Annotated in this window: 22 protein-coding genes; 7 read left to right on the top strand and 15 right to left on the bottom strand. The window is 49.7% G+C overall.

The window, feature by feature from the left end; all coding sequences use genetic code 11:
- Nucleotides 1-109: 109 nt before the first annotated feature.
- Nucleotides 110-556, top strand: coding sequence for a YccF domain-containing protein (locus QUE74_RS05585; RefSeq protein ID WP_001261235.1), 447 nt, complete (start codon nt 110-112; stop codon nt 554-556).
- Between the two features lie 9 nt (nt 557-565).
- A complete protein-coding gene (yccS, locus tag QUE74_RS05580; protein ID WP_000875038.1) occupies nt 566-2728 on the top strand; it encodes a YccS family putative transporter in 2163 nt (720 codons plus the stop codon).
- Here the strand turns inward: yccS and sxy are convergent.
- Nucleotides 2691-3320: a CRP-S regulon transcriptional coactivator Sxy gene (gene sxy, locus QUE74_RS05575; protein WP_000839153.1), complete on the bottom strand. Its 630-nt coding sequence runs from the start codon at nt 3318-3320 to the stop codon at nt 2691-2693. The genes yccS and sxy overlap by 38 nt on opposite strands.
- A 218-nt stretch (nt 3321-3538) precedes the next feature.
- Here sxy and sulA point away from each other — a divergent pair, with 218 nt between their 5' ends.
- Together sulA and ompA are read left to right on the top strand one after the other, a co-directional pair.
- A complete protein-coding gene (gene sulA / locus QUE74_RS05570) occupies nt 3539-4048 on the top strand; it encodes an SOS-induced cell division inhibitor SulA (RefSeq protein WP_000288710.1) in 510 nt (169 codons plus the stop codon).
- A gap of 356 nt (nt 4049-4404) precedes the next feature.
- Entirely contained in the window at nt 4405-5457 is a 1053-nt protein-coding gene (gene ompA / locus QUE74_RS05565; RefSeq protein ID WP_000750415.1) for a porin OmpA, read from the top strand.
- A 76-nt stretch (nt 5458-5533) separates the two neighbouring features.
- Here the strand turns inward: ompA and matP are convergent, their stop codons facing one another.
- Nucleotides 5534-5986 carry a macrodomain Ter protein MatP gene (matP, locus tag QUE74_RS05560; RefSeq protein ID WP_000877161.1) on the bottom strand — a complete coding sequence of 151 codons (453 nt, stop codon included), beginning with the start codon at nt 5984-5986 and terminating at the stop codon, nt 5534-5536.
- A 185-nt stretch (nt 5987-6171) separates the two neighbouring features.
- Here matP and QUE74_RS05555 point away from each other — a divergent pair, with 185 nt between their 5' ends.
- A complete protein-coding gene (locus QUE74_RS05555) occupies nt 6172-7932 on the top strand; it encodes an AAA family ATPase (RefSeq protein WP_000156536.1) in 1761 nt (586 codons plus the stop codon).
- Between the two features lie 68 nt (nt 7933-8000).
- Complete coding sequence (gene fabA, locus QUE74_RS05550) at nt 8001-8519, top strand: bifunctional 3-hydroxydecanoyl-ACP dehydratase/trans-2-decenoyl-ACP isomerase (protein WP_000227927.1); 519 nt, start codon at nt 8001-8003, stop codon at nt 8517-8519.
- A gap of 69 nt (nt 8520-8588) precedes the next feature.
- On the opposite strand, the gene rmf is transcribed toward fabA, so the two are convergent.
- From rmf to rlmKL, 6 genes are all read right to left on the bottom strand, one after another.
- Nucleotides 8589-8756, bottom strand: a complete 168-nt coding sequence (rmf, locus tag QUE74_RS05545; protein ID WP_000828648.1) for a ribosome modulation factor — start codon at nt 8754-8756, stop codon at nt 8589-8591.
- Between the two features lie 255 nt (nt 8757-9011).
- On the bottom strand, nt 9012-9575 hold the full coding sequence (gene pqiC / locus QUE74_RS05540; RefSeq protein WP_000759098.1) for a membrane integrity-associated transporter subunit PqiC: 564 nt from the start codon (nt 9573-9575) through the stop codon (nt 9012-9014).
- Complete coding sequence (gene pqiB, locus QUE74_RS05535) at nt 9572-11212, bottom strand: intermembrane transport protein PqiB (RefSeq protein ID WP_000445539.1); 1641 nt, start codon at nt 11210-11212, stop codon at nt 9572-9574. Before pqiB ends, pqiC begins: the two co-directional genes overlap by 4 nt.
- Before the next feature lie 4 nt (nt 11213-11216).
- The gene (gene pqiA, locus QUE74_RS05530) at nt 11217-12470 is read right to left on the bottom strand and encodes a membrane integrity-associated transporter subunit PqiA (RefSeq protein WP_000333157.1); all 1254 of its coding nucleotides are present in this window, start codon (nt 12468-12470) and stop codon (nt 11217-11219) included.
- 129 nt (nt 12471-12599) lie between these two features.
- Nucleotides 12600-14507, bottom strand: coding sequence for an ABC transporter ATP-binding protein (locus tag QUE74_RS05525; protein ID WP_000053104.1), 1908 nt, complete (start codon nt 14505-14507; stop codon nt 12600-12602).
- An 11-nt stretch (nt 14508-14518) separates the two neighbouring features.
- Nucleotides 14519-16627 (bottom strand): bifunctional 23S rRNA (guanine(2069)-N(7))-methyltransferase RlmK/23S rRNA (guanine(2445)-N(2))-methyltransferase RlmL, encoded by a 2109-nt coding sequence (gene rlmKL / locus QUE74_RS05520; protein ID WP_001086504.1) that lies wholly within the window; start codon nt 16625-16627, stop codon nt 14519-14521.
- Nucleotides 16628-16724: 97 nt separating this feature from the next.
- On the opposite strand from rlmKL, the gene ycbX reads away from it, so the two are divergent.
- The gene (ycbX, locus tag QUE74_RS05515; RefSeq protein ID WP_000224259.1) at nt 16725-17834 is read left to right on the top strand and encodes a 6-N-hydroxylaminopurine resistance protein YcbX; all 1110 of its coding nucleotides are present in this window, start codon (nt 16725-16727) and stop codon (nt 17832-17834) included.
- Here ycbX and zapC read toward each other — a convergent pair.
- The 7 genes from zapC to QUE74_RS05480 all read right to left on the bottom strand — a co-directional run bounded on the left by zapC (nt 17831) and on the right by QUE74_RS05480 (nt 25108).
- Nucleotides 17831-18373, bottom strand: a complete 543-nt coding sequence (gene zapC / locus QUE74_RS05510) for a cell division protein ZapC (RefSeq protein WP_001295353.1) — start codon at nt 18371-18373, stop codon at nt 17831-17833. The two genes, ycbX and zapC, sit on opposite strands and share 4 nt — an antisense overlap.
- A 173-nt stretch (nt 18374-18546) precedes the next feature.
- Nucleotides 18547-19557: a quinone-dependent dihydroorotate dehydrogenase gene (gene pyrD / locus QUE74_RS05505; protein ID WP_001354889.1), complete on the bottom strand. Its 1011-nt coding sequence runs from the start codon at nt 19555-19557 to the stop codon at nt 18547-18549.
- A 110-nt stretch (nt 19558-19667) separates the two neighbouring features.
- The gene (locus tag QUE74_RS05500; protein WP_001111444.1) at nt 19668-20405 is read right to left on the bottom strand and encodes a fimbrial chaperone; all 738 of its coding nucleotides are present in this window, start codon (nt 20403-20405) and stop codon (nt 19668-19670) included.
- On the bottom strand, nt 20371-20844 hold the full coding sequence (locus tag QUE74_RS05495) for a fimbrial protein (protein ID WP_072156976.1): 474 nt from the start codon (nt 20842-20844) through the stop codon (nt 20371-20373). The genes QUE74_RS05500 and QUE74_RS05495 overlap by 35 nt, the downstream gene beginning before the upstream one ends.
- A gap of 48 nt (nt 20845-20892) precedes the next feature.
- Nucleotides 20893-21435, bottom strand: a complete 543-nt coding sequence (locus QUE74_RS05490) for a fimbrial protein (protein WP_000730627.1) — start codon at nt 21433-21435, stop codon at nt 20893-20895.
- Nucleotides 21436-21446: 11 nt separating this feature from the next.
- The gene (locus QUE74_RS05485) at nt 21447-22517 is read right to left on the bottom strand and encodes a fimbrial protein (RefSeq protein WP_001165642.1); all 1071 of its coding nucleotides are present in this window, start codon (nt 22515-22517) and stop codon (nt 21447-21449) included.
- Nucleotides 22508-25108, bottom strand: a complete 2601-nt coding sequence (locus QUE74_RS05480) for a fimbrial biogenesis usher protein (RefSeq protein WP_000286342.1) — start codon at nt 25106-25108, stop codon at nt 22508-22510. The genes QUE74_RS05485 and QUE74_RS05480 overlap by 10 nt, the downstream gene beginning before the upstream one ends.
- Nucleotides 25109-25110: the final 2 nt, after the last annotated feature.

The raw sequence follows: 25110 nt of genomic DNA, 5'->3' as shown, positions 1-25110 counted from the left end.
CACACGAAATGATTTCTTATCAGTGTAACCGTCAGAGAAAACGTGCTCCAGCCCAAAAAAACGTTACAATTGCCGCCCATTACTGAAAACCACAGTAAAGCGAGGTTTTATGCGTACCGTTTTGAACATTCTGAACTTTGTGCTTGGCGGATTTGCCACCACTCTGGGCTGGCTGTTGGCGACTCTGGTCAGTATTGTGCTAATTTTTACCTTACCGCTGACACGATCCTGCTGGGAGATCACTAAACTGTCTCTGGTGCCTTATGGCAATGAAGCTATTCATGTCGATGAACTGAACCCGGCTGGCAAAAATGTGCTGCTGAATACTGGCGGTACGGTATTGAATATTTTCTGGCTGATTTTCTTTGGCTGGTGGTTATGCCTGATGCACATTGCAACGGGCATCGCACAATGTATTTCCATCATTGGCATTCCTGTCGGCATTGCGAACTTTAAAATTGCCGCTATTGCACTATGGCCGGTCGGTCGTCGCGTGGTATCGGTAGAAACAGCGCAAGCTGCGCGTGAAGCCAATGCACGTCGTCGTTTTGAATAATCCACTAATATGGCCTTTATGCTAAGTCCTTTGCTCAAACGCTATACCTGGAACAGCGCCTGGCTGTATTACGCGCGTATTTTTATTGCGCTTTGTGGAACCACAGCGTTTCCGTGGTGGCTGGGTGATGTAAAACTGACGATTCCGCTGACGCTGGGGATGGTGGCAGCGGCGCTGACAGATCTCGATGACCGGCTGGCGGGACGTTTGCGTAACCTCATCATTACGCTGTTCTGCTTTTTTATCGCCTCGGCCTCAGTAGAATTGCTGTTTCCCTGGCCCTGGCTATTTGCAATTGGTTTAACGCTCTCTACCAGCGGCTTCATTTTGCTCGGCGGTCTGGGTCAACGCTATGCAACAATTGCCTTCGGTGCGTTACTGATCGCCATTTACACTATGTTGGGGACGTCACTGTATGAGCACTGGTATCAGCAGCCGATGTATCTGCTGGCCGGTGCCGTCTGGTACAACGTCCTGACACTTATTGGTCATCTACTGTTCCCGGTCCGCCCGCTGCAGGACAACCTGGCGCGTTGCTATGAACAACTGGCGCGTTACCTTGAGCTCAAGTCACGCATGTTTGATCCTGATATTGAAGATGAAAGCCAGGCACCGCTGTACGATTTGGCTCTCGCCAACGGTCAGCTGATGGCGACATTGAATCAGACGAAACTCTCGCTGCTGACCCGCTTACGTGGCGATCGTGGTCAACGGGGAACGCGTCGCACGCTGCATTATTACTTTGTCGCGCAGGATATTCACGAGCGTGCCAGCTCTTCTCATATTCAGTATCAAACATTGCGTGAACATTTTCGCCACAGCGACGTGCTGTTCCGTTTTCAGCGACTGATGTCGATGCAGGGCCAGGCGTGCCAGCAACTGTCACGCTGTATTTTGCTGCGTCAGCCTTATCAACATGATCCGCATTTTGAGCGCGCTTTTACGCATATTGATGCTGCGCTAGAGCGGATGCGCGATAACGGCGCGCCTGCCGATTTACTCAAAACACTGGGATTTTTGCTGAACAATTTACGCGCTATTGATGCCCAACTGGCAACAATTGAATCAGAACAGGCCCAGGCACTGCCCCATAATAATGACGAAAATGAGCTCGCTGATGACAGCCCGCACGGATTGAGTGATATCTGGCTGCGTCTTAGCCGTCACTTCACACCGGAATCCGCCCTCTTCCGTCATGCGGTAAGAATGTCGCTGGTGTTGTGCTTCGGCTACGCCATCATTCAGATAACCGGAATGCATCACGGGTATTGGATCTTGCTGACAAGTTTGTTTGTCTGCCAGCCAAACTATAACGCCACGCGCCACCGCCTGAAGTTAAGGATTATTGGTACGCTGGTAGGTATCGCCATTGGCATTCCTGTGCTGTGGTTTGTGCCGTCACTGGAAGGGCAGCTGGTGCTGCTGGTTATTACCGGCGTGCTCTTTTTTGCCTTCCGTAACGTGCAATATGCCCATGCAACGATGTTCATCACACTTTTGGTGCTACTTTGTTTTAACTTGCTGGGTGAAGGTTTCGAAGTGGCGTTACCTCGCGTAATCGATACGCTGATTGGTTGTGCCATTGCGTGGGCGGCGGTGAGCTACATCTGGCCTGACTGGAAGTTTCGCAATCTGCCGCGCATGCTCGAACGTGCCACCGAGGCCAACTGTCGCTATCTCGATGCCATACTGGAGCAATACCATCAGGGGCGTGATAACCGTCTGGCGTATCGTATTGCCCGCCGCGATGCACACAACCGTGATGCTGAACTGGCGTCGGTGGTATCAAATATGTCCAGCGAGCCGAACGTTACCCCGCAAATTCGCGAGGCCGCGTTTCGGTTGCTGTGCCTTAACCATACGTTTACCAGCTATATCTCAGCCCTCGGTGCTCACCGGGAGCAGTTAACTAATCCTGAAATTCTGGCGTTTCTTGATGACGCAGTTTGCTATGTTGATGACGCGCTACATCATCAACCTGCTGATGAAGAACGCGTCAATCAGGCATTAGCTGACCTGAAACAGCGGATGCAGCAACTTGAACCACGGGCAGACAGCAAAGAACCTCTGGTCGTACAACAAGTCGGGTTATTGATTGCATTACTGCCAGAGATTGGTCGTCTGCAACGCCAGATTACTCAAGTTCCGCAGGAAACTCCTGTTTCGGCGTAAGAGAGTCAGCCCATTCTGCAAGCTCCTGGCGGCGTGCCACCGGGAGCGCAGCTTCATGAATGCCGATAATGGCCCCTTCAAGCATAAACAGAATCTTTTCTGTCACCAGACTGTTTTGCTGCCGCAGTCGCAACCAACACATTTTTGCCCCAAGTATACGTAACGCCCGTACATCCTTAATCCCCACCTCCCCGAGTATCGCTTCCAGATGAAAAGACATATTGGGCAAATCTTTCAGTCTTTCCCGGGTATTGCGCGTGCTTTTCTCTTTCAGCGCTGCATCGAGAGAATATTTCGACAGACGCACCAGCTTCAGTTGATTTCGCCATAGACTTTCATCAACCCGATAGTAATTGAGGGTAACGGATCGGCCACACTTTTTATATGTCAGCCAGACAGGCGGATGTTTTACACAGTACTGTGCACTTTGCTCACAAGCCCGAAGATACAACTCACCATCAGAAACCATCGCAAACACCGTGTCGTCAACGGTCAGGCTGTAACTACCAAACAATGATCGGTATTCAATTGTGCCCAACGTTGCCAGGTATTCTTGTGATTTATAGATCCGCTTATAGGAGAGGCTTTTCATAAAATTCCTTTTAAAATCATAACATAAAAGAATGATTCACATTAACGGATCCGTTAACTACGAAAATAGGCAACTTATTCTTAAGGGGCAAGATTAATTTATGTTTTCCCGTCACTAACGACAAAATTTGCGAGGCTCTTTCCGAAAATAGGGTTGATCTTTGTCGTCACTGGATGTACTGTACATCCATACAGTAACTCACAGGGGCTGGATTGATTATGTACACTTCAGGCTATGCACATCGTTCTTCGTCGTTCTCATCCGCAGCAAGTAAAATTGCGCGTGTCTCTACGGAAAACACTACAGCCGGGCTTATCAGTGAAGTTGTCTATCGCGAAGATCAGCCCATGATGACGCAACTTCTACTGTTGCCATTGTTACAGCAACTCGGTCAGCAATCGCGCTGGCAACTCTGGTTAACACCGCAACAAAAACTGAGTCGGGAATGGGTACAGGCATCTGGGCTACCCTTAACGAAAGTGATGCAGATTAGCCAGCTCTCCCCTTGCCACACTGTGGAGTCAATGGTTCGCGCTTTACGCACGGGCAATTACAGTGTGGTGATCGGTTGGTTGGCAGATGATTTGACTGAAGAAGAGCATGCTGAACTTGTTGATGCGGCAAATGAAGGTAACGCTATGGGGTTTATTATGCGTCCGGTAAGCGCATCCTCTCACGCAACGAGACAACTTTCCGGGCTAAAAATTCACTCTAATTTGTATCATTAAGTAAATTTAGGAGTAATCCTGGAACTTTTTTTGTCGCCCAGCCAATGCTTTCAGTCGTGACTAATATTCCTTGCGAAGTCTTGTCTGAAGCGGTTTCCGCGATTTTCCTCTGTAAATTGCCGCTGACAAAAAAGATTAAACATACCTTATACAAGACTTTTTTTTCATATGCCTGACGGAGTTCACACTTGTAAGTTTTCAACTACGTTGTAGACTTTACATCGCCAGGGGTGCTCGGCATAAGCCGAAGATATCGGTAGAGTTAATATTGAGCAGATCCCCCGGTGAAGGATTTAACCGTGTTATCTCGTTGGAGATATTCATGGCGTATTTTGGATGATAACGAGGCGCAAAAAATGAAAAAGACAGCTATCGCGATTGCAGTGGCACTGGCTGGTTTCGCTACCGTAGCGCAGGCCGCTCCGAAAGATAACACCTGGTACACTGGTGCTAAACTGGGCTGGTCCCAGTACCATGACACTGGTTTCATCAACAACAATGGTCCGACCCACGAAAACCAACTGGGTGCAGGTGCTTTTGGTGGTTACCAGGTTAACCCGTATGTTGGCTTTGAAATGGGTTACGACTGGTTAGGTCGTATGCCGTACAAAGGCGACAACATCAATGGCGCATATAAAGCTCAGGGCGTTCAACTGACCGCCAAACTGGGTTACCCAATCACTGACGATCTGGACATCTACACTCGTCTGGGTGGTATGGTATGGCGTGCAGACACCAAGGCTAACGTACCTGGTGGCGCATCCTTTAAAGACCACGATACCGGTGTTTCTCCGGTCTTCGCTGGCGGTGTTGAGTACGCGATCACTCCTGAAATCGCTACCCGTCTGGAATACCAGTGGACCAACAACATCGGTGACGCACACACCATCGGTACTCGTCCGGACAACGGCCTGCTGAGCCTGGGTGTTTCCTACCGTTTCGGTCAGGGCGAAGCAGCTCCAGTAGTTGCTCCGGCACCAGCTCCGGCACCGGAAGTACAGACCAAGCACTTCACTCTGAAGTCTGACGTTCTGTTCAACTTCAACAAAGCAACCCTGAAACCGGAAGGTCAGGCTGCTCTGGATCAGCTGTACAGCCAGCTGAGCAACCTGGATCCGAAAGATGGTTCCGTAGTTGTTCTGGGTTACACTGACCGCATCGGTTCTGACGCTTACAACCAGGGTCTGTCCGAGCGTCGTGCTCAGTCCGTTGTTGATTACCTGATCTCCAAAGGTATCCCGGCAGACAAAATCTCTGCACGTGGTATGGGTGAATCCAACCCGGTTACTGGCAACACCTGTGACAACGTGAAACAGCGTGCTGCGCTGATCGACTGCCTGGCTCCGGATCGTCGCGTAGAGATCGAAGTTAAAGGCATCAAAGACGTTGTAACTCAGCCGCAGGCTTAAGTTATCGTCTGATAGAAAAACCCCGCAGCTGCGGGGTTTTTTTTCGCCTTGCGTAAATTGAACTGACTTTCGACAGTTATTCCTTACCCAGCAATGCCTGCAGATCCTGCTTTAGAGAAGACATTTTATTCGCGTATTTCTCTTTGTTTTCCGCATCTTCAATCAGCTGAACAATCGTTTCAGAAAGCGTTTTACCGCGACGCTGCGCAAGACCAGCCAGACGTTGCCAGACAATAAATTCCAGATCGATCGATTTTTTGCGCGTATGCTGGTGTTCCGCATTAAAATGGCGCTTCCGTCTGGCCCGAATGGTTTGCTTCATGCGATTGACCAGTTCCGGATTCATATGCTTGTCAATCCAGCCATTTACCAGCACGGGTTCATTTTCCAGCGAGAGCAACACATCGACGGCTTCCTGGGCGGCACTGGCTTCTATGTAACGGGTGATTAACTCCCCTTCGCGGTGCTTCTTCACCAGATACTTCCATTTCCAACCGCTTTCAAGATTTTCAAGTTGTTGATATTTCATAGCGATCTCAATGTTACCGTGTAACTCTTTACAGAATATCAGCTTTTTAGGCCAGTGAAGAAAAGAATCTCCATCCTGTGAGCTTTAACGCCCATGCCAGGAGTATTGTCGGTGCTTTCTACGTGTGCTGCAGTGCCGGTTACGGTATAATCGCGGCTTTGACAACAGACTAAAAAACATCAACTTTGACCATTACGAAACTTGCATGGCGTGACCTGGTTCCTGATACCGATAGCTATCAGGAAATATATGCTCAGCCACATTTGATTGACGAAAACGATCCTATATTCAGTGATACTCAACCGCGACTGCAATTTGCGCTGGAGCAGTTGCTGCATACGCGAGCATCCTCCTCTTTTATGCTGGCGAAGGCCCCGGAAGAGTCTGAGTATCTGAATCTTATTGCCGATGCCGCGCGTGCGCTACAAAGCGATGCAGGCCAACTGGTGGGCGGTCACTATGAGGTTTCCGGCCACACCATCCGCTTACGTAACGCAGTGAGTGCAGATGATAATTTTGCGACTTTAACGCAAGTTGTCACTGCCGACTGGGTAGAAGCGGAACAACTCTTTGGCTGCCTGCGCCAGTTTAATGGTGACATTACCCTGCAGCCAGGTCTGGTGCATCAGGCAAATGGCGGTATTCTCATCATCTCTTTGCGTACACTGCTGGCGCAACCTCTGCTGTGGATGCGGCTGAAAAATATCGTTAACCGCGAGCGTTTTGACTGGGTTGCGTTTGACGAGTCGCGCCCTCTCCCCGTCTCTGTGCCTTCGATGCCATTGAAGCTGAAAGTCATTCTGGTAGGCGAACGCGAATCATTAGCTGATTTCCAGGAGATGGAGCCAGAGCTTGCTGAGCAGGCTATTTATAGCGAATTTGAAGATACTCTGCAGATTGTCGATGCGGAGTCAGTAAACCAGTGGTGTCGTTGGGTGACATTTACCGCCAGACATAACCACTTACCTGCACCGGGAGCGGATGCCTGGCCGGTACTTATTCGCGAAGCCGCACGCTACACCGGTGAACAAGAAACACTGCCGCTTAGCCCGCAGTGGATCCTCCGCCAGTGTAAAGAGGTCGCCTCACTGTGTGATGGCGACACCTTCTCCGGCGAGCAGCTAAACTTAATGTTACAGCAGCGTGAATGGCGCGAAGGTTTCCTCGCTGAACGCATGCAGGATGAGATCCTTCAGGAGCAAATCCTGATTGAAACCGAAGGCGAACGCATCGGGCAAATTAACGCCCTTTCGGTCATTGAATTTCCGGGTCATCCGCGCGCTTTTGGCGAACCTTCTCGCATTAGCTGCGTTGTACATATTGGCGATGGTGAATTCACTGACATCGAACGCAAAGCGGAGCTTGGCGGCAATATCCATGCGAAAGGGATGATGATCATGCAGGCGTTCCTGATGTCGGAACTTCAGCTTGAGCAACAGATCCCCTTCTCAGCATCGCTGACATTTGAGCAGTCATATAGCGAAGTGGATGGCGATAGTGCCTCAATGGCTGAACTCTGCGCCCTGATAAGCGCCCTCGCCGATGTGCCGGTGAATCAGAGTATTGCTATCACAGGTTCAGTCGATCAATTCGGTCGCGCCCAGCCAGTCGGTGGTTTAAATGAGAAAATCGAAGGCTTCTTTGCTATTTGCCAGCAACGTGAGTTAACGGGGAAACAAGGTGTCATTATCCCCACTGCTAACGTTCGCCATTTAAGTCTTCACAGTGAACTGGTGAAAGCAGTAGAGGAAGGCAAATTCACCATCTGGGCAGTAGACGATGTGACTGAAGCACTGCCGTTATTATTAAATCTGGTGTGGGATGGCGAAGGCCAAACGACGCTGATGCAAACCATCCAGGAACGTATCGCGCAAGCATCGCAACAGGAAGGACGTCACCGTTTTCCATGGCCATTACGTTGGCTGAACTGGTTTATTCCGAACTGATCGGACTTGTTCAGCGTACACGTGTTAGCTATCCTGCGTGCTTCAATAGAATAAGGCTTACAGAGAACATGGTAGATAAACGCGAATCCTATACAAAAGAAGACCTTCTTGCCTCTGGTCGCGGTGAACTGTTTGGCGCTAAAGGCCCGCAATTGCCAGCACCGAACATGCTGATGATGGACCGTGTCGTCAAAATGACCGAAACGGGGGGGAACTTCGACAAAGGGTATGTTGAAGCAGAACTGGATATCAATCCGGATCTGTGGTTCTTCGGATGCCACTTCATTGGCGATCCGGTTATGCCGGGATGCCTGGGTCTGGACGCAATGTGGCAGCTGGTAGGGTTCTACCTCGGCTGGCTGGGCGGCGAAGGTAAAGGCCGCGCACTGGGTGTTGGCGAAGTGAAATTCACTGGTCAGGTTCTGCCGACAGCAAAAAAAGTGACCTACCGTATTCACTTTAAACGCATTGTTAATCGTCGTCTGATTATGGGTCTGGCAGATGGCGAAGTGCTGGTTGATGGTCGTCTGATTTACACCGCCAGCGACCTGAAAGTCGGTCTGTTCCAGGATACGTCTGCCTTCTGATTGAAATCAGACAGAGTATAAAAAGGCGAAACCTCCGCATTGCGGAGGTTTCTTTTTAAAGAGACAGAATCAGGCCATTACTACCCTGTCCGCCATGGCTTCTCGCCAGCCTCCCAGCCATTGTGACCTTTGATTCAGCGTCTGATAGGGACACATTTCTTTTGAGCGTCCGGCGATGCCGGCCTGATAACCACGTTGATGTGCCCGTTCCAGGCGATCTCGTTTTTGTCTCTTCATGCCTCGTTTCCCTCATACTGGTTTCTGGTGGAAAAGAAAACAGTGATTACTAAATGTGCAATCACAGTTAAGCAATACCGCGAATCATAACTGCCGTCAATGCGCAAAATTCACGCCACTGTCATATTTGTGAGCTACACGGGCATGTCGGTTGTACAAAAAATGTGAAGAGGAACAACTTTTTCCGCATGTTAGAAACAAAAAAACCGCCTCAGGCTACATACCGGAGACGGTCATATTTACAAATCTTTATAATTAAGGTAGACGCTTTATCTCTTGCGCAATAGAAGCGGCTTCCTGACTCCAGATACTGGCCAGCACCTTAACCATCTCATCGTAACCATCCTGAGTTTGCACTCCTTCCAGACGGAACGGACGTTTGATCAGTTGTCCCTGGTGGTTCAACAGCCACTCACCACTGACAATGACCTTGCCATCATAGCGCCCGTTAAACTCCGTTACGGTAACATTGAGCGTATCCTGGGCGCTTCCCAGAGGCTGGGAGGCAACCACCCAGCCAGGCAGTTGCGTGCTCAGGTTGGCAACCAGAGTGTTGCGCAACTGTTGATCCAACGGGCTGGCCCACAAGTTGTTGTTGGCAATCACATACTTCACATCACTGGTTTGATAAACCACACCATTCCCCGCCAAATAGTCAGGAACAGCGACCTGCTCTACCCATAACAGGTGATTACCCTGGCTGGCGGTACTTTGTGTACCGCTCTGCACCACAGGTAGCTGGTAATAGTTTTTATTGATCTCGCCGGAGCTGCATCCGGCCAGCCACAGTGCCGCAATCGTTACTAGCCACTTTTTCATTGTTTCGCCCTCTTCGGCTCTGGATCTTTTTTGTCCTTCGCTTCAAATACCAGCGCGTTACTCTTCTCGTTGAGCGTTTTCAGCACCGGCTGCAGTTCACGCAACACCTGATCAAGGCGCTGCATATCCGCCACCATCTTGTTGTAGGCTGCGGAGCCAGGCTGGAAGCCCTGCATACTGCGATTCAACTCACGTAATGTAGACTGCATATCGGTCGGCAACTGCTGCATCGACTGGCTGGCGAGGATCTTGTTCATGCTATCCAGCGTCGTTTGCAGGTTTTTCATGGTGCGCTGACTTTCAGAAAGCGTACTGGTCGCCTGCTCAATCATCGGATTCAATGGCAGTTTGTTGATCTTATCCAACGCTTCCATCAGACGCTGCTGGATTTGCGCCAGGCCACCGCTAACGGTCGGGATAATCTGATAACCATTAAACTCACGAATACCGGTAATAGCAGGGCTATTTGGATAGAAATCGAGATCAACATACAGTGCGCCAGTGACCAGATTTCCGGTCTTCAGCGATCCGCGTAAACCACGTTTCAACAATTCGCCAAGGTGCTCAACAACATCCGCATTTTCACCAAGCTGCATTTTCAGCCGCTCTGGTTCGATACGAATCAGTACCGGAATACGGTAATCATCGTTAAATGTCTGACGCATATTCGGCGCAAAGAATGGCACTTTGCTTACGGTACCCAGGCGAATACCCCGGAATTCTACCGGAGCTCCCGGTTGCAGACCGCGTACCGAATCTTTAAAGAACATCAGATAATCAATGTGATCGGTGTACAACGAATCCTGAATGCTCTTCTGATCATCATACAAAACGAAAGCTGTTTTCGGTGCCACTGGCTGCCCTAAATCCAGACCTTCCGGCACATCAAAGCTGACACCGCCACTAAGCAGCGTTGTCAATGAGCCCATCTCCACACGCATTCCCGCTGACGTCAAATCAACCGCAATGCCACTATCTTTCCAGAAGCGAACATTGCTGGTCACCAGTCGGTCATAAGGTGCATTGATGAACAGTTGATAGCTGATATTGCGTTTTTGCGTATCGAAGGTGCTGGTTTCAACCGAACCTACCCGATAGCCACGGAACAGCACGGGATCTCCTGGCGAGAGCTGCCCGGCTTTTTTGCTATCGAGAATCACACGGATACCTTTCGCATCAGGCGGGGCCAACGGTGGCGAGTCCAGCAAATCGTATTTATCCATTTTGCTGCCTTTCGCGCCTGGCTGCAGTTCGATATAAACCCCAGACAGCAGCGTTCCCAGGCCGCTAATCCCTTCTCGACCAATCTGCGGTTTCACCACCCAAAAGACGGTATCTTTATGCAGCAATTTTTCCATACCGGAATTCAGCCGCGCTTTGATTTCAACGTGCGTCAAATCATCAGCCAGTGTGGCGCTTTCAACCACGCCGACGTCAACGCTACGGCTTTTAATGGTGGTTTTACCACCTTCTATTCCTTCCGCATTCGCGGTGATCAGGGTCACTTCCGGCCCCTGATGGCTGTAATGATAAAAAAGAACCCAGGCCCCAATGAGCGCCGTGACGATAGGAAATATCCACACGGGAGACCAGTTCTTCACTTTCTGGATTTTGGCTTCCCCATTATTAGATTCCATACTGTCAGGACTCCTCATGCTCTGATTCAGGTTGACGATCCCACGACAAACGCGGGTCAAACGTCATCGCAGAAAACATTGTCATTATGACGACTAAAGCAAACATTAATGCACCCATTGCTGGATAAATACTCATTAAACCTCCCATACGCACCAGCGCCGAGAGCACCGCGATGACGAAAACGTCAATCATTGACCAGCGGCCTACAAACTCTACAACTTCGTAAATCAAATGCATTCTTTCACTGTCGCGCTTGCCATGCCCTTTGGCATCCCAGCACAGCCAGCCAATCGCAATCATCTTTAACGTTGGCACCATAATACTGGCCAGGAAGATAACCGCAGCGACGGGATAAGAGCCTTCACTCCATAATAAGATGACACCAGCAAGAATCGTCGACGGCATTTTCGAGCCTAATAAATCCGTCACCATGATGGGCAAAATATTCGCCGGGAGATACAGCATGATGGACGTAACAAGCAGTGCGAGTGTCCATTGCAGGCTGTTTCTACGTCGAACGTATCCTTTCGTGCCACAGCGTGGGCACACTGGATCACCAGCTGGAAGAATTGCCGTGCAACAGGAGCACGAACGCAGCCCCTGACGTATCCCCGTGACGCCCGGTTTTAGCGGCTGACGCAATTCTGGCATTGGGGCGATATCGTCCCATAACCAGCGACGATCAACGCACTGAAAGGCGCGCAGTTGCAGGACACAAAATAAACACCATGGGAGAAAGCTGCTGCCTACACCAATGCTGCCGTAGGCCATCAGTTTAACGAAACTCACCAGCACACCGGCGAGGAAAATCTCCGCCATTCCCCATGTTTTGAGTTGAAAAAGCACCCGTGCCAGTTGCTCTTTTAAACGGACCGGTAATTGTGCGCGATTAACCAGTAACAGAATAGTTATCAGGCAAAAAGCGGGAACCAGTTGCACAAACAACAGGAAAAAGGTGCCGAGGCTGGCGTAGTCCTCAGAAAAAAGCACGCTGGGAATTTCCAGTAATGTAATTTCACTGGTGACTCCTGCAACGTTCATTTTCACAAAAGGAAACAAGTTGGACAGCAACAGCATGAACAGTGCAGCCAACGCATAGGCGGTGGGACGCTGCCGAGGGGCATCCCACGCCACGGTTAACGTTGTGCCACACCGGGGACATGCCGCTTTCTGACCATGCTCAAGGCGCGGTAACGCCACCAGCATGTCACACTGCGAGCACAGGATGTGCTTCGCGGCATGATGATGTTCGCACATTGGTACTCCTTAATGATGCGCTATTATACAGATTGCTAACAAAGCGCTGGTTTTCGTGCCAGATAAACGTTACACATCTGGCAATTTTACCGTTGTCAGCAGCCTCTGTTTAAATCGACTATTTTGCGATCAGCCACCATTTTTTAACGCTTCAAGATACTCCCAGCGTTCAAAGGCTTGCTCCAGCTCCTGCTCCGCAGCAGCCATATCAGCGAGCACTTTTTGCGTCTGCTCATGCGGCTGACTAAAGAAGGCAGCATCCGCCACCTGCGTCTGTAGGGCTTCCAGCTTCGCCTCCAGCTCTTCGAGCAATTGCGGCAGTTGCTCCAATTCGCGCTGCAATTTATAGCTTAGTTTGCTACTGCTGCGTTTTACAGTTTCTGCTTTTGGCGCGGCGGCTTCTTCGGTTTTTTTCACCGCAGGCTGTTTAAGCGCCACATACTGTTCTTGCTGACCACGGGCATCATGATAACCGCCGACATAACGACCAATTTTACCGCCGCCTTCGAAGATCCAGCATTCTGTAACCGTGTTATCGACAAACTGACGATCGTGGCTCACCAGCAATACCGTGCCCTGGTAGCTGTCGATCAGTTCTTCCAGCAATTCCAGCGTTTCGACATCAAGGTCGTTGGTCGGTTCGTCAAGAATCAATAAGTTGCTTGGTTTGAGGAACAAACGCGCCAACAACAAGCGGTTACGCTCACCGCCAGATAGCGCACGTACCGGCGTCATCGCCCGTTTCGGATGGAACAGGAAGTCCTGCAAATAACCCAGTACATGGCGTGGTTTGCCATTTACCATCACCTCTTGTTTGCCTTCGGCCAGGTTATCCATCACCGTTTTATCGGGATCCAGTTCCGCGCGGTGCTGATCGAAATAAGCCACTTCCAGTTTGGTACCGACGTGAATACGTCCGCTATCTGGTTGAAGTTGATCTAGCATCAGTTTCAGCAGCGTGGTTTTGCCGCAGCCGTTCGGACCAATCAAGGCAATTTTGTCGCCACGTTGAACCTGGGCAGAAAAATCTTTCACCAGTTGCTTACCGTCAACCTGGTAGCAAACGTCTTCCATTTCGAAAACGATCTTACCGGAGCGGCTGGCCTCTTCCACCTGCATCTTCGCCGTCCCCATGACCTCACGGCGCTGGCTACGTTCACGGCGCATTGCTTTCAGGGCGCGTACGCGGCCTTCATTACGGGTACGGCGCGCTTTGATCCCCTGGCGGATCCACACCTCTTCCTGCGCCAGTTTGCGATCGAACTCGGCATTTTGTAGTTCTTCCACGCGCAGGGCTTCTTCTTTTTCCAGCAGGTACTGGTCGTAATTGCCAGGATAGGTCACCAGCTTGCCGCGATCGAGATCGACAATGCGCGTCGCCATATTGCGGATAAACGAACGGTCGTGGGAGATGAAAATAATCGTCCCATTGAAGGTTTTGAGGAACCCTTCCAGCCAGTCGATGGTTTCGATATCCAGGTGGTTGGTGGGTTCATCAAGCAACAGCACGCGCGGATTACTCACCAGCGCACGTCCCAACGCCGCTTTACGCAGCCAGCCGCCGGAAAGCGATGACAGCGCAACGTTAGGATCTAACCCCAGCTGTGCCAGCACTTCGTTAATGCGGTTTTCCAGCTGCCACAGGTTGTGGTGATCCAACTGTTCCTGAACCTTCGCCAGTTCGTTGAGATTTTTCTCGCTCGGGTCGTTCATCACCAGGCGCGAAATATCGTGATAGCGTTTCAGGTATTCCGCTTGTTCTTCAATGCCTTCGGCAACGAAATCATAAACGCTACCCTCAACGTTACGCGGCGGATCCTGTTGCAGACGAGCGACAATCAAATCTTGCTCGTAAATAATGCGACCGTCATCCAGCCCTTGTTCACGGTTGAGGATTTTCATTAACGTCGATTTGCCTGCGCCGTTACGGCCTACCAGACAAACACGTTCGTTATCTTCGATATGCAGTTCTGCGTTATCGAGAAGCGGCGCGTCGCTGAACGACAGCCATGCGCCATGCATACTGATTAATGACATTACTATTCCTTTCAGGCTGCGGTAATCAGCCAGCAGTTGTGGATCTGGCGGTTACGGGCGAAATCCTGGGAGAGCGTTTTTTGCGTAATTTCTTGTGCTTTCAGCCCCAGTTTTGCCAGTCCGTCAAGATCCATTCGGAAGCCACGTTTGTTGTTCGAGAACATGATCGTCCCACCAGCACGCAGCAGACGTTTCAAATCTTTCATCAGCGCCAGATGATCGCGCTGAACATCAAACGCATCTTCCATTCGTTTTGAGTTAGAGAAGGTTGGCGGATCGATAAAGATCAGATCGAACTGTTCATTTGCCTCACGCAGCCACGCCAGGCAATCGGCCTGAATCAGGCGATGCGCACGCCCGGTTAGGCCATTCAGACGCAGGTTGCGTTCTGCCCACTCCAGATAAGTACGCGACATATCCACGGTGGTAGTGCTGCGTGCACCGCCTAATCCCGCGTGCACGGTGGCGCTCCCGGTATAAGAGAACAGGTTGAGGAAATCTTTGCCTTTGCTCATCTGACCGAGCATACGACGGGCGATACGGTGATCGAGGAACAGACCGGTATCGAGGTAATCCGTCAGGTTCACCCACAAGTGAGCGTTATATTCGGTGACTTCGAGAAACTCGCCCTTCTCGCCCAGTTTCTGGTACTGATTTTTGCCCTTCTGGCGTTCACGGGTTTTCAGCACCAGTTTGTTTGGCGCAATCCCCAGTACAGAAATGGTTGCAGCGATAATATCGAACAGACGCTGACGCGCTTTGTGCGCATCAATCGTTTTTGGCGGTGCATACTCCTGCACCACCACCCAGTCGGCATAACGGTCAACGGCAACGTTATACTCCGGCAGATCGGCATCATACAGGCGATAACATTCAATCCCTTCCTGACGTGCCCACTTCTCGAATTTTTTGAGGTTCTTACGCAGGCGGTTGGCGTAGTCTTCCGCTACCATTGCCGGTTTGCTGTCTGGTGTGCTTTCGGCAACGTGATAATTTTTCTGTACGCAGTCCAGCGGGCCGTTTTTCGCCTTGTACTGTTTGTCTGCACGCAGCTGCAGGCAGCTTAGCAGATCCGGCGAGGCACTAAACAAAGAGAGATTCCAGCCACCGAACTGGTTTTTCATGATTCGGCCCAGCAGGCTATGCAGTGCAATCAGCGCCGGTTCGCTGTCCAGACGTTCACCGTATGGCGGGTTGCTCAACACTGTACCGTACGGCCCTTTCGGCAGCGGATTGGTCAGTTGCGCAACATCTTTCACCTCAAAGGTAATCAGTTCACCAATCCCCGCAAGACGTGCGTTAGTGCGCGCACGTTGAATCACCCGGGCGTCGCTGTCCGAACCGTAAAAATGAGAGCTATACTCTGCCAGTCCTTTACGGGCGCGAGCTTGCGCTTCCGCTTTCACTTCCTGCCAGATAGCTTCATCATGCTGCGCCCAGCCGCTAAAGCCCCAACGCCCACGGTGCAAGCCTGGTGCGCGATCGGTCGCCAGCATCGCCGCTTCAATCAGCAACGTACCAGAACCACACATTGGATCGAGCAGCGGTGTTCCCGGCTGCCAGCCGGATCGCATCACAATCGCGGCTGCCAGTGTTTCTTTGATCGGCGCAATACCAGCACGATCGCGATAGCCACGCAGATGTAAACCATCACCACTGAGATCAAGGGCGATACTGGCAGTTTCTTTATGCAGCCAGACGTTAACGCGGATATCCGGCGCATCGCGATCAACATTTGGACGCGGCAAATTTTTCCGCGTGAAAGCATCGACGATCGCGTCTTTCACTTTCATCGCGCCGTACTGGCTGTTGCGAATGGTGTCATTTAAACCACTGAAATGGACAGCGAAGGTCGCGCCAGGATTAAACATCTCTGTCCAGTTGATCGCCTGAACGCCGAGATAGAGGTCTAAATCACTGTAAACCTTACACTCGCCCAGCGGCAACATAATACGCGAGGCCAGGCGGCTCCACATCAGGCTCTGGTAAACAAGCCGTGTGTCGCCCTTAAAATGGACCCCACCCTGAACCACCTGGCATTCAACGGCCCCCAGGTTTTCCAGTTCAGTTTTTAACAGCTCTTCCAGCCCACGGGCCGTACTGGCAAACAGAGAATTCATATCGTCACTTTTACTCTAAGAAAATTGTTGCGCATTATAGCTAATAAGCGCGTCATGTCATAAAGTTGAGGGCTTATTTTCATTTGAGGACCGCACCGTGGCGACATTAACCCGGCTTTTTATTCATCCTGTTAAATCGATGCGCGGCATTGGTCTTACACATGCTCTGGCAGATGTCAGTGGTCTGGCCTTCGATCGCATCTTTATGATCACGGAACTTGACGGTACGTTTATTACCGCTCGCCAGTTTCCCCAGATGGTACGGTTTACTCCTTCACCTGTGCATGATGGCTTGCATCTCACCGCACCAGATGGCAGTAGCGCATATGTTCGTTTTGCTGATTTCGCCACACAAGACGCACCAACCGAAGTTTGGGGCACACATTTTACCGCGCGAATTGCGCCAGACTCGATCAACAAATGGTTAAGTGGATTTTTCTCCCGCGAAGTGCAATTGCGCTGGGTGGGGCCACAAATGACCCGGCGCGTGAAACGCCACAACACTGTACCTCTGTCATTTGCTGATGGCTATCCTTACCTTCTTGCTAACGAAGCCTCGTTACGTGATCTCCAACAACGTTGTCCGGCCAGTGTAAAAATGGAGCAATTCCGCCCCAATCTGGTGGTTTCCGGCGCGTCAGCCTGGGAAGAAGATAGCTGGAAAGTGATTCGTATTGGTGATGTGGTGTTTGATGTGGTTAAACCTTGTAGCCGCTGTATTTTCACCACCGTCAGTCCAGAAAAAGGGCAAAAACATCCGGCAGGCGAACCATTAAAAACATTGCAATCTTTCCGTACTGCCCAGGATAACGGCGATGTCGATTTTGGTCAGAATTTAATTGCCCGTAATAGCGGCGTGATTCGCGTTGGCGATGAGGTGGAAATTCTGGCAACGGCTCCGGCTAAAATTTACGGCGCAGCTGCCGCTGATGATACCGTCAACATCACGCAACAACCGGACGCAAATGTAGATATTGACTGGCAGGGACTGGCATTTCGTGGAAATAACCAACAGGTGCTGCTGGAGCAATTAGAAAATCAGGGAATTCGTATCCCTTATTCTTGCCGCGCGGGCATTTGTGGAAGCTGCCGTGTTCAGCTTTTAGAAGGCGAAGTCACACCGCTCAAAAAATCAGCAATCAGCAATGATGGCACCATTCTTTGCTGTAGTTGTGTGCCGAAGACTGCGCTTAAACTAGCGCGTTAAACTGCCTGTTCGAGGCTGAAACTGTCAACATTAACCTGCGGTTTCAGCCTGTCATTCATGATTTTGATGGCGTCCCCCAACTGCATCGCGCGACCCGCAATAACAACGCAGGGTTGCGCCAACAGGCACAGTGCAGCATTTTCGCCAGATTCAACGACCAGCAAATTGACTTGCTCGTGAGTGTCGCTCAACCAAACGCAGGCCGCATCGCCCGGCATGGGCACCCACATTTCACCATGGGAAACAAAATGCCAGCTTTTCGGCATTTGCGGTTTGAGATAACGAATTGCTACCAGCGCATTAAGCACCAGTTCGGCTTTTTGTTCTTTAGATAAATTAAAATCGCGGCATTTTTCTTCAAATGAGAAATAGAGCGCGGCGTCGTCAACGCAAAAGCCTGCGGGAGAAAAGGCATCTGGAGTCAACATTTTGCGCGCAAAACGTGAGCGAAATAGCATACCATTGGCTAAATCGAGCATCATTCGATCGTGCTCTTCATCGTAATACCAACGCCAGTTATCGTCTGGTTTAATTCGCATTTGCCTCTCCCCTACCCTATAAAACCGCAGCAACACAATCCATTGTCGCTTCGCTTAATAACCTCAACAATAAAAGTACAAAATGTCTAAATAAGCAACAGCGATGAATATAAAACAACCAGGGCTTAAAATAAAGCCCTGATTATCTTATAAAGAGAAATTCAAAGAAATAATTAGATATGGTTAACGATTTCTTTAATCAGCGGCGGTCCTTTAAAAATAAAACCAGAATAAATTTGCACCAGTGAGGCCCCCGCAGCAATCTTTTCACGCGCAGCGATAACCGAGTCAATGCCGCCAACACCGATGATCGGTAAGCGACCGTTTAATTCCTGAGACAAACGGCGAATAATTTCGGTGCTTTTTAACTGTAGCGGACGACCACTTAAGCCCCCAGTTTGATCGCAATTTTTCATACCCTGTACCAAAGAACGATCGAGCGTGGTATTGGTTGCAATAACGCCATCAATATTATGGCGAACTAAACTATCGGCAACCTGGATCAATTCTTCTTCAGAAAGATCCGGCGCGATCTTCACTGCGATCGGCACATATTTATGGTGCATCGCTTGCAAATCATTTTGCTTATTTTTAATCGCGGTTAAGAGATCATCCAGCGCTTCGCCATATTGCAGTGTGCGTAGTCCTGGGGTATTCGGCGATGAAATATTGATGGCGATATATCCCGCATAAGCATAGATTTTTTCCATACAAATCAGATAGTCATCTTTACCCTGCTCCACCGGCGTATCTTTATTTTTGCCGATGTTAATACCCAGGACGCCATCATAATGGGCTTTTTTTACGTTCTCTACGAGGTTATCAACGCCAAGATTATTAAAGCCCATACGGTTGATCAAACCTTCGGCATCTACCAGACGAAAGAGACGCGGCTTGTCATTACCTGGCTGTGGACGTGGCGTGACGGTACCGATCTCGATAGATCCAAACCCCATCGCGCCTAACGCGTCAATGCACTCCCCGTCTTTATCAAGACCGGCTGCCAGACCAAGCGGATTTTTAAACGTCAGGCCCATGCAGTTAACAGGTTTCGCAGGCACTTTCTGCCGCACCAGTGCTTCAAACGGCGTTCCTGTAATACGGCGTAATTGCTGAAAAGTAAACTCATGAGCGCGCTCTGGATCGAGCTGGAAAAGGGCTTTACGAACGAAGGGGTAGTACATGAACTCTCCTGGATTCCCGGTGTGCAAACCGGGGGCGTATTATGTGCGAGTTCGGACCAAAAGGGAATTGACCTGCGGCAAAAAAAACGCAAACGTTTTCAGAACCTGTTTCAGGGCAGATCTTGCTCCTTCTTTGCACTCAAACCGCCGTAATCATTTATCGCCCGCCAGGCGACATGACACGGTGCTATTGCCTGACACCAGCTTGTCTGACGCTGGCTTTTAGGCGGTACAACTCCCGCATTACTTAACGCTTTACCATTTACGCTCACCTGAATCAGGTTAATATAGTACGGCGTTGGGTTAGTGAGTTGCAAACCCTGCGAATTCCGTGACCAGCGTAATTGTTGATAAGCTTCCAGCGGGTCGCCCGGCAAACCTTCGGGTCGCCAGAACAGTTTAAATACCGAGCGCATCGCTACTTTTACGTTCTGATTTTCTACTTTGCCGGATGGCACGCTGGCAATGTTTAGTTCAAATAGCGTTTCGCGATCCACAGGCAACATGTCACTTTCCGTTCTCAGTAAGCGCAATGTGCCTGTAGTACTTGGCTTCAGAAAAACAAGCGGCGGAGCGGCCAGTAATGGTACTGGCACTGTCGACGCTTCACCCCCGGCCCAACGAGTTGAGCGATTGATTTTACTGTTAATAAGCCAGGATTCCTGACTGGTATTAGTCAGTGAGATAGATATCGATTCTCTGTGTGCCGGGAAGATAAATCGCGTTCCTCCAACCACCACGCCAGCCTGCAGTTCACCCGCCACCAGCAGCGATAAAACGGCAAAAATAGAGAGCGTCAATCTGTTCCACGGATTAGTCATAATGAAGTACAAATGTCGCGCTGGCATTTACTTTACCCGACTGCACATCGCTATTGACAGGTCGCAATTGCGCATAAAAAGTTAATGGCACCTTACCACTGTGTAAGATGTAGTCTTTACTCGCCTGGTTAAGCGGAATCAATATCTTCGCATCATCCAGAATCGCAATCGCTAACCCACTGGCGGTATCCGTACCACTTTCAATGGACAACATTTCGCTCTTCATTCCGTCGGGTGTTCCTGAAAAAGTGACGTCAACGGTGCTGACATCTGTTCCGCAATCCTGCAAATTAATGATGAAAGATTTCTCCGGGCCATAATTCCCATGAGAAAAACGTGTCAGTGAGACATCGCCTAACTGCACATTGCTTTGCTTGCTATCCTGTGCAAGCACGCATGTATTACGGCGAAACGATCCGCTGATGTTAACCGTGCCATCATGGGCAAACACCTCACAGCTCCCCATCCATCCCACCAGGCACAGAATCCAGATTATTCGTTTCAACGTCACTCCTTACTGATAAACCAGATCAAAATAGAGAACCGCCGTCGCATTACCGCCCGTTGCTCCCGCCTTAGTGGACTTATAACGAAGTTGATATTTGAGTGTGTTATCCCCCGCTTTTAAAGGTGTAAGAGGTTGGACCTGATTGAGCGGGATTTCTTGTTGACTTTGCGCATCAAGAATTTGCACAGCAATCCCCGTTGCCATACCACCACTTCCGTCTGTGTCAGTTAGTTTGAGTAGTGTCGGCGCAAGGGGGTCAGCCTCGCCGCTAAAAAGGACGTCCGCGCCAGCAATACCAGCGGCACAACCGGTGATATCGATACTCAAATCAGCAGCAGTGCTTACGGTATTCGCGGTCTGAAAATCACTGATATTAAAATCACCAATATGAATATTTTGTAATGCGCTTTTGGTGGCGACATCACAGCCCTGATCGACCACATTACCATAAATATGCATACTGACTTGTTCAGGCCCAGCCATCCCTACATGGGTGTTAAGAAGGCTAAAGAACAAGATAACGCACTGAGATATAGTTTTTTTCTTCATACGTTCACGCGTTAATCAAAATTTATTCTCACCGTTGCCGTGGCTTCAAATCTCCCGGTTTCTGGTGGTACGCCAGTCGTACTGACCGGATAGACATTAATTCGCGCGATACTGTCTGCATCATCAGGAATAGAGAGCGGTAGTGTTCCACCAGCAGGGGAAATTATGTTGTTCTGAGTATCAGTTACCACAATACCCACACCAGGACGTGAGGTCTTAATCGCCTGGGAATAACTTGGATCTGAGGTTGCCGTCAGACTCAGATTGACGTTAACTAACCCAGCGTTTCCAGTGTTACACCTAACTGGGATTGTGAGTTCTGCCGTTCTGGCCCCAAGGGGTTTATGCCCCACAACACGGAAATTAGCAGCAAAGACATCACCTAAATCAACTTCAATTGTCTCTCCGGCATTAACGGAACATGAGCCAAGCGAATTGATCGTGCCAGACAGGTAATACACCAAAACCGGTGTGCCTGTTGTCGTACAGGAATCACCTGCGGGTATATTGTAACACTCATATAATCGCGCCAGCGCCATAGGAGGAATGGTGACCGAGCCAATGAAAGGCTGCAATATTTTCAGGGAAAAGCTACCGCTATTACCGCTAGCCCCCTGACCGCCTAAACGTTGGCCGCCGGGGTCGCAAATATGCCATCGGGTATCGGCCCCAGTACCCACGTTTTCGAAAGGAACCGCTGTAGGAGAACTGCCTTTAACCTGCAATAAAACTTTGGCGGCAAGATAGTCATTAATTTTGTACCAGTTGTCACCTAAATAGACTAACGGTGAATCCGCGGCGAATGCCCATCGACCATTTCTGACATTGTCTTTATCGCAATCACAGGAAACATAATAATCATTCGATTCGTTCCACTGATAAAATTTGTCTTTAACTACCCCAGCAGTATTTTCTTCTTCCTCCAGGGTTTTAACGCCCAAATTGACGCCAATATACGGATTCCCCTGAGTAGTATGACACTGCCCGCTATAAGCAGCAGCTTGAACGCACCATAGCATTAAGACGGCGGCAAAAAATAGTCGTAGTAATGACATGCATTTTTCTCCAAAGATTATCTGCATATGGCATTCATTCGCGTAATCGCAGCGTTAATTTGTTGTTCGGTAAGCTCGTAACTGATATGACAAATTTGATCGGGAGCTTCGCCCCAGCGTACAGTTATAGCTCCCTGAGCAGGCAAACCGGACATATAGAGCGAGCCATCATCATCAATTATGCCGCTATTAGTCTGTATGCCGTCCAGCGTCGCTATCGCGCCAAAAGGCAGCGGTATACCCTGCTTTAATGTTTTCATTAATACCCTTGCCCCCGCATGGGCATTGAACTCCGCCAGAACCAACGCCCCTTTGGTGGGAACCACGTTTACTACTGCATTTTCAAGATCCACGTTACGTTTTAACGAAGCCGCATCAAGTACGATTCGATTTTCCCGATAAGAAGTGGCATAAGGAACAACGGTATATCCGCGCCAGTCAGTTTTCAGCCCGGTGCTATTCGCCACACGAGTATTCTCCGCGCCTGGTGCTGCAATCAGAACGTTCGTCTCCCCCAGTGATTGCCCCAGGGTAATGCCCTGTGAATGGGCAACTAAACTGCCTGAAAGAGCGTAGTTCAGTTGTTGTTGACTGCCATTATCGCTGTAGTTGTAGCCCACTCGGGCATCCGCAAACGCCCCTTTGTAGTCCATGCTGGCGCTACCATTTGCCGTTTTCCCCTCGCTGTTATATCCCTGCTGGACGCTGTAGCTCAGGTTACCGTCATCGAGTAGTGTCTCCGTTAAACCCAGGTTTTGTGTAGTGTGCCCTTCGTTATCGATACTGGTGTTAGAGGTCATCCAGGCGTAATTTTTTTTCCTGGTATAGCTATCATTACTTCTGGGGAGCAACAGATTGAGCGGCAGGGAAAAATTAAGTGCAAACACCTGATCAGCATCAGGTTGGCCACGGGACTTACTGTAGTTCCAGGAAACGCCCAGTGAGAGATCTTTAATTTGCGTGTTGAAGCCAAACTGTAATAGCCGATCCTGTTGATCGGTATGCCAGTATGTTTGCTGGCTACCACTTAAATAAAACGAACCGTACTCGCCTAATTGCTGGGAAATATTAACCTGCAGTTTGCCACGTTTGGTGTAAAACAAATTGTAATAACGCGACCACAGCGGCATATCTTCATCATCACCATCATTAAATTCGTAGCCATCCATATGTTTATACATAGTGTCGGAAAGGGTGTAGAAACCCGAAGTCGAATAGCGGTAGCCCATCAATTGAAAGTTGGTGCCCAAATGGTTGAGCGTTTTGGCATACAGAAAACGATATGACTGCCCTTTATGTTCACTTTGGTCTGCCAGCGTACTCTTCGCCTGGGTCGCATCGAACGAAATTGCTCCGAAATCGCCGAGGTTAAATCCCAGACCAAACATGGCGGCACGGTAATATTCAGCATATTGTCCACCACCATACCAGGTCGTTCCCCACGGTCCGCCCCACTGCAGCGTGGCCTGAGCAAATTTACTTTCTTGCTGGTCATTACTATTGGTTCTATATTTCGCCAGTGTCACCGCATATTTGATTCGCCCCTGACGCTGGAGCAATGGCACGCTGGAAAAGGGCACGCTGTAACTATTGACGCTGCCATCAGATTCTTTGATTTCAACCAACAAATCACCGCTCGACGACGTGGAATAGAGATCACTAATTTCAAAAGCGCCAGGCGATACATAAGTTTGGTAAATGGTGTAACCATTTTGCTTAATCGTTATCTGGGCATTGCTTTTGGCGATACCACGTACCAAAGGCGCAAATCCTTTCAGGCTGTCTGGCAGCATGTTGTCATCTGACGCCAGCTGTACGCCACGAAAGCTGACGCTATCAAAAAAATCGCCTGCGGTATAATCATCACCGACGGTCAGTTCGCCTTTTAGTGGAATAACCGCCCGCTGCAAATAGCTGCTGAGATTCTTCCATTCTGCGGTTTGCCCGCTACTACGACTCCACGTGGAATAATTGCGCAATCGCCACGGACCTAAATTCACGCCACTGTTTAGATTAAGAAAATAGCTATCTGTGGAATCACTGTCTGTACTGCTATGAATACTGTTAGCCCCGCTAAATGAATATCCCAGTAATAGTGCGTTGATCCCTTCATCCCAGCGTTCAGGGGGAACATAGCCACGGGCATTACTTTTGATGGCGATTTGCGGTACTGAAATTTCCAGACGGAGTTTATTCACATTAAAAGTTACGCTGGCATCCGGAATAATCTCCGCCAATGGTGCACACGCTTGTTTGTCAAGTTGTTTAAAAGCTGGAAACGCATCAGTATTCATACCCATTGCATCCAGGTTTTCAGTAGTCAAACAGGCGGCAATCCCCTTCTCTGGCGTTATCTCAACAAAATTGACGTTGCGCGTATCTACAATTGTCTGATTCAGAACAATATCGACACGATAAACCCCTGGCGTTATTTTTTGTCCTTTTTCGAAACGGGACAAATCGGCCACCATTGAGGGATCATCTTTGAAAAAAGCAGGATCGAACCAGGTTTCAGCTTGTGCAGTAAACACTGCCGACACAAACACCACCAGCCCGCCAATAAACGATGGCACTCCACCAGAGCTTAACAGGCTGTGTTGTCGGTGAGTTCTATACATCT

Origin of the sequence: Escherichia sp. 10290, from assembly GCF_030295155.1 — a bacterium.
GTDB classification, from domain to species: domain Bacteria; phylum Pseudomonadota; class Gammaproteobacteria; order Enterobacterales; family Enterobacteriaceae; genus Escherichia; species Escherichia coli_F.
Note: the sequence above shows the minus strand (reverse complement) of the source record. Positions and strands in the feature narration are given on the sequence as shown.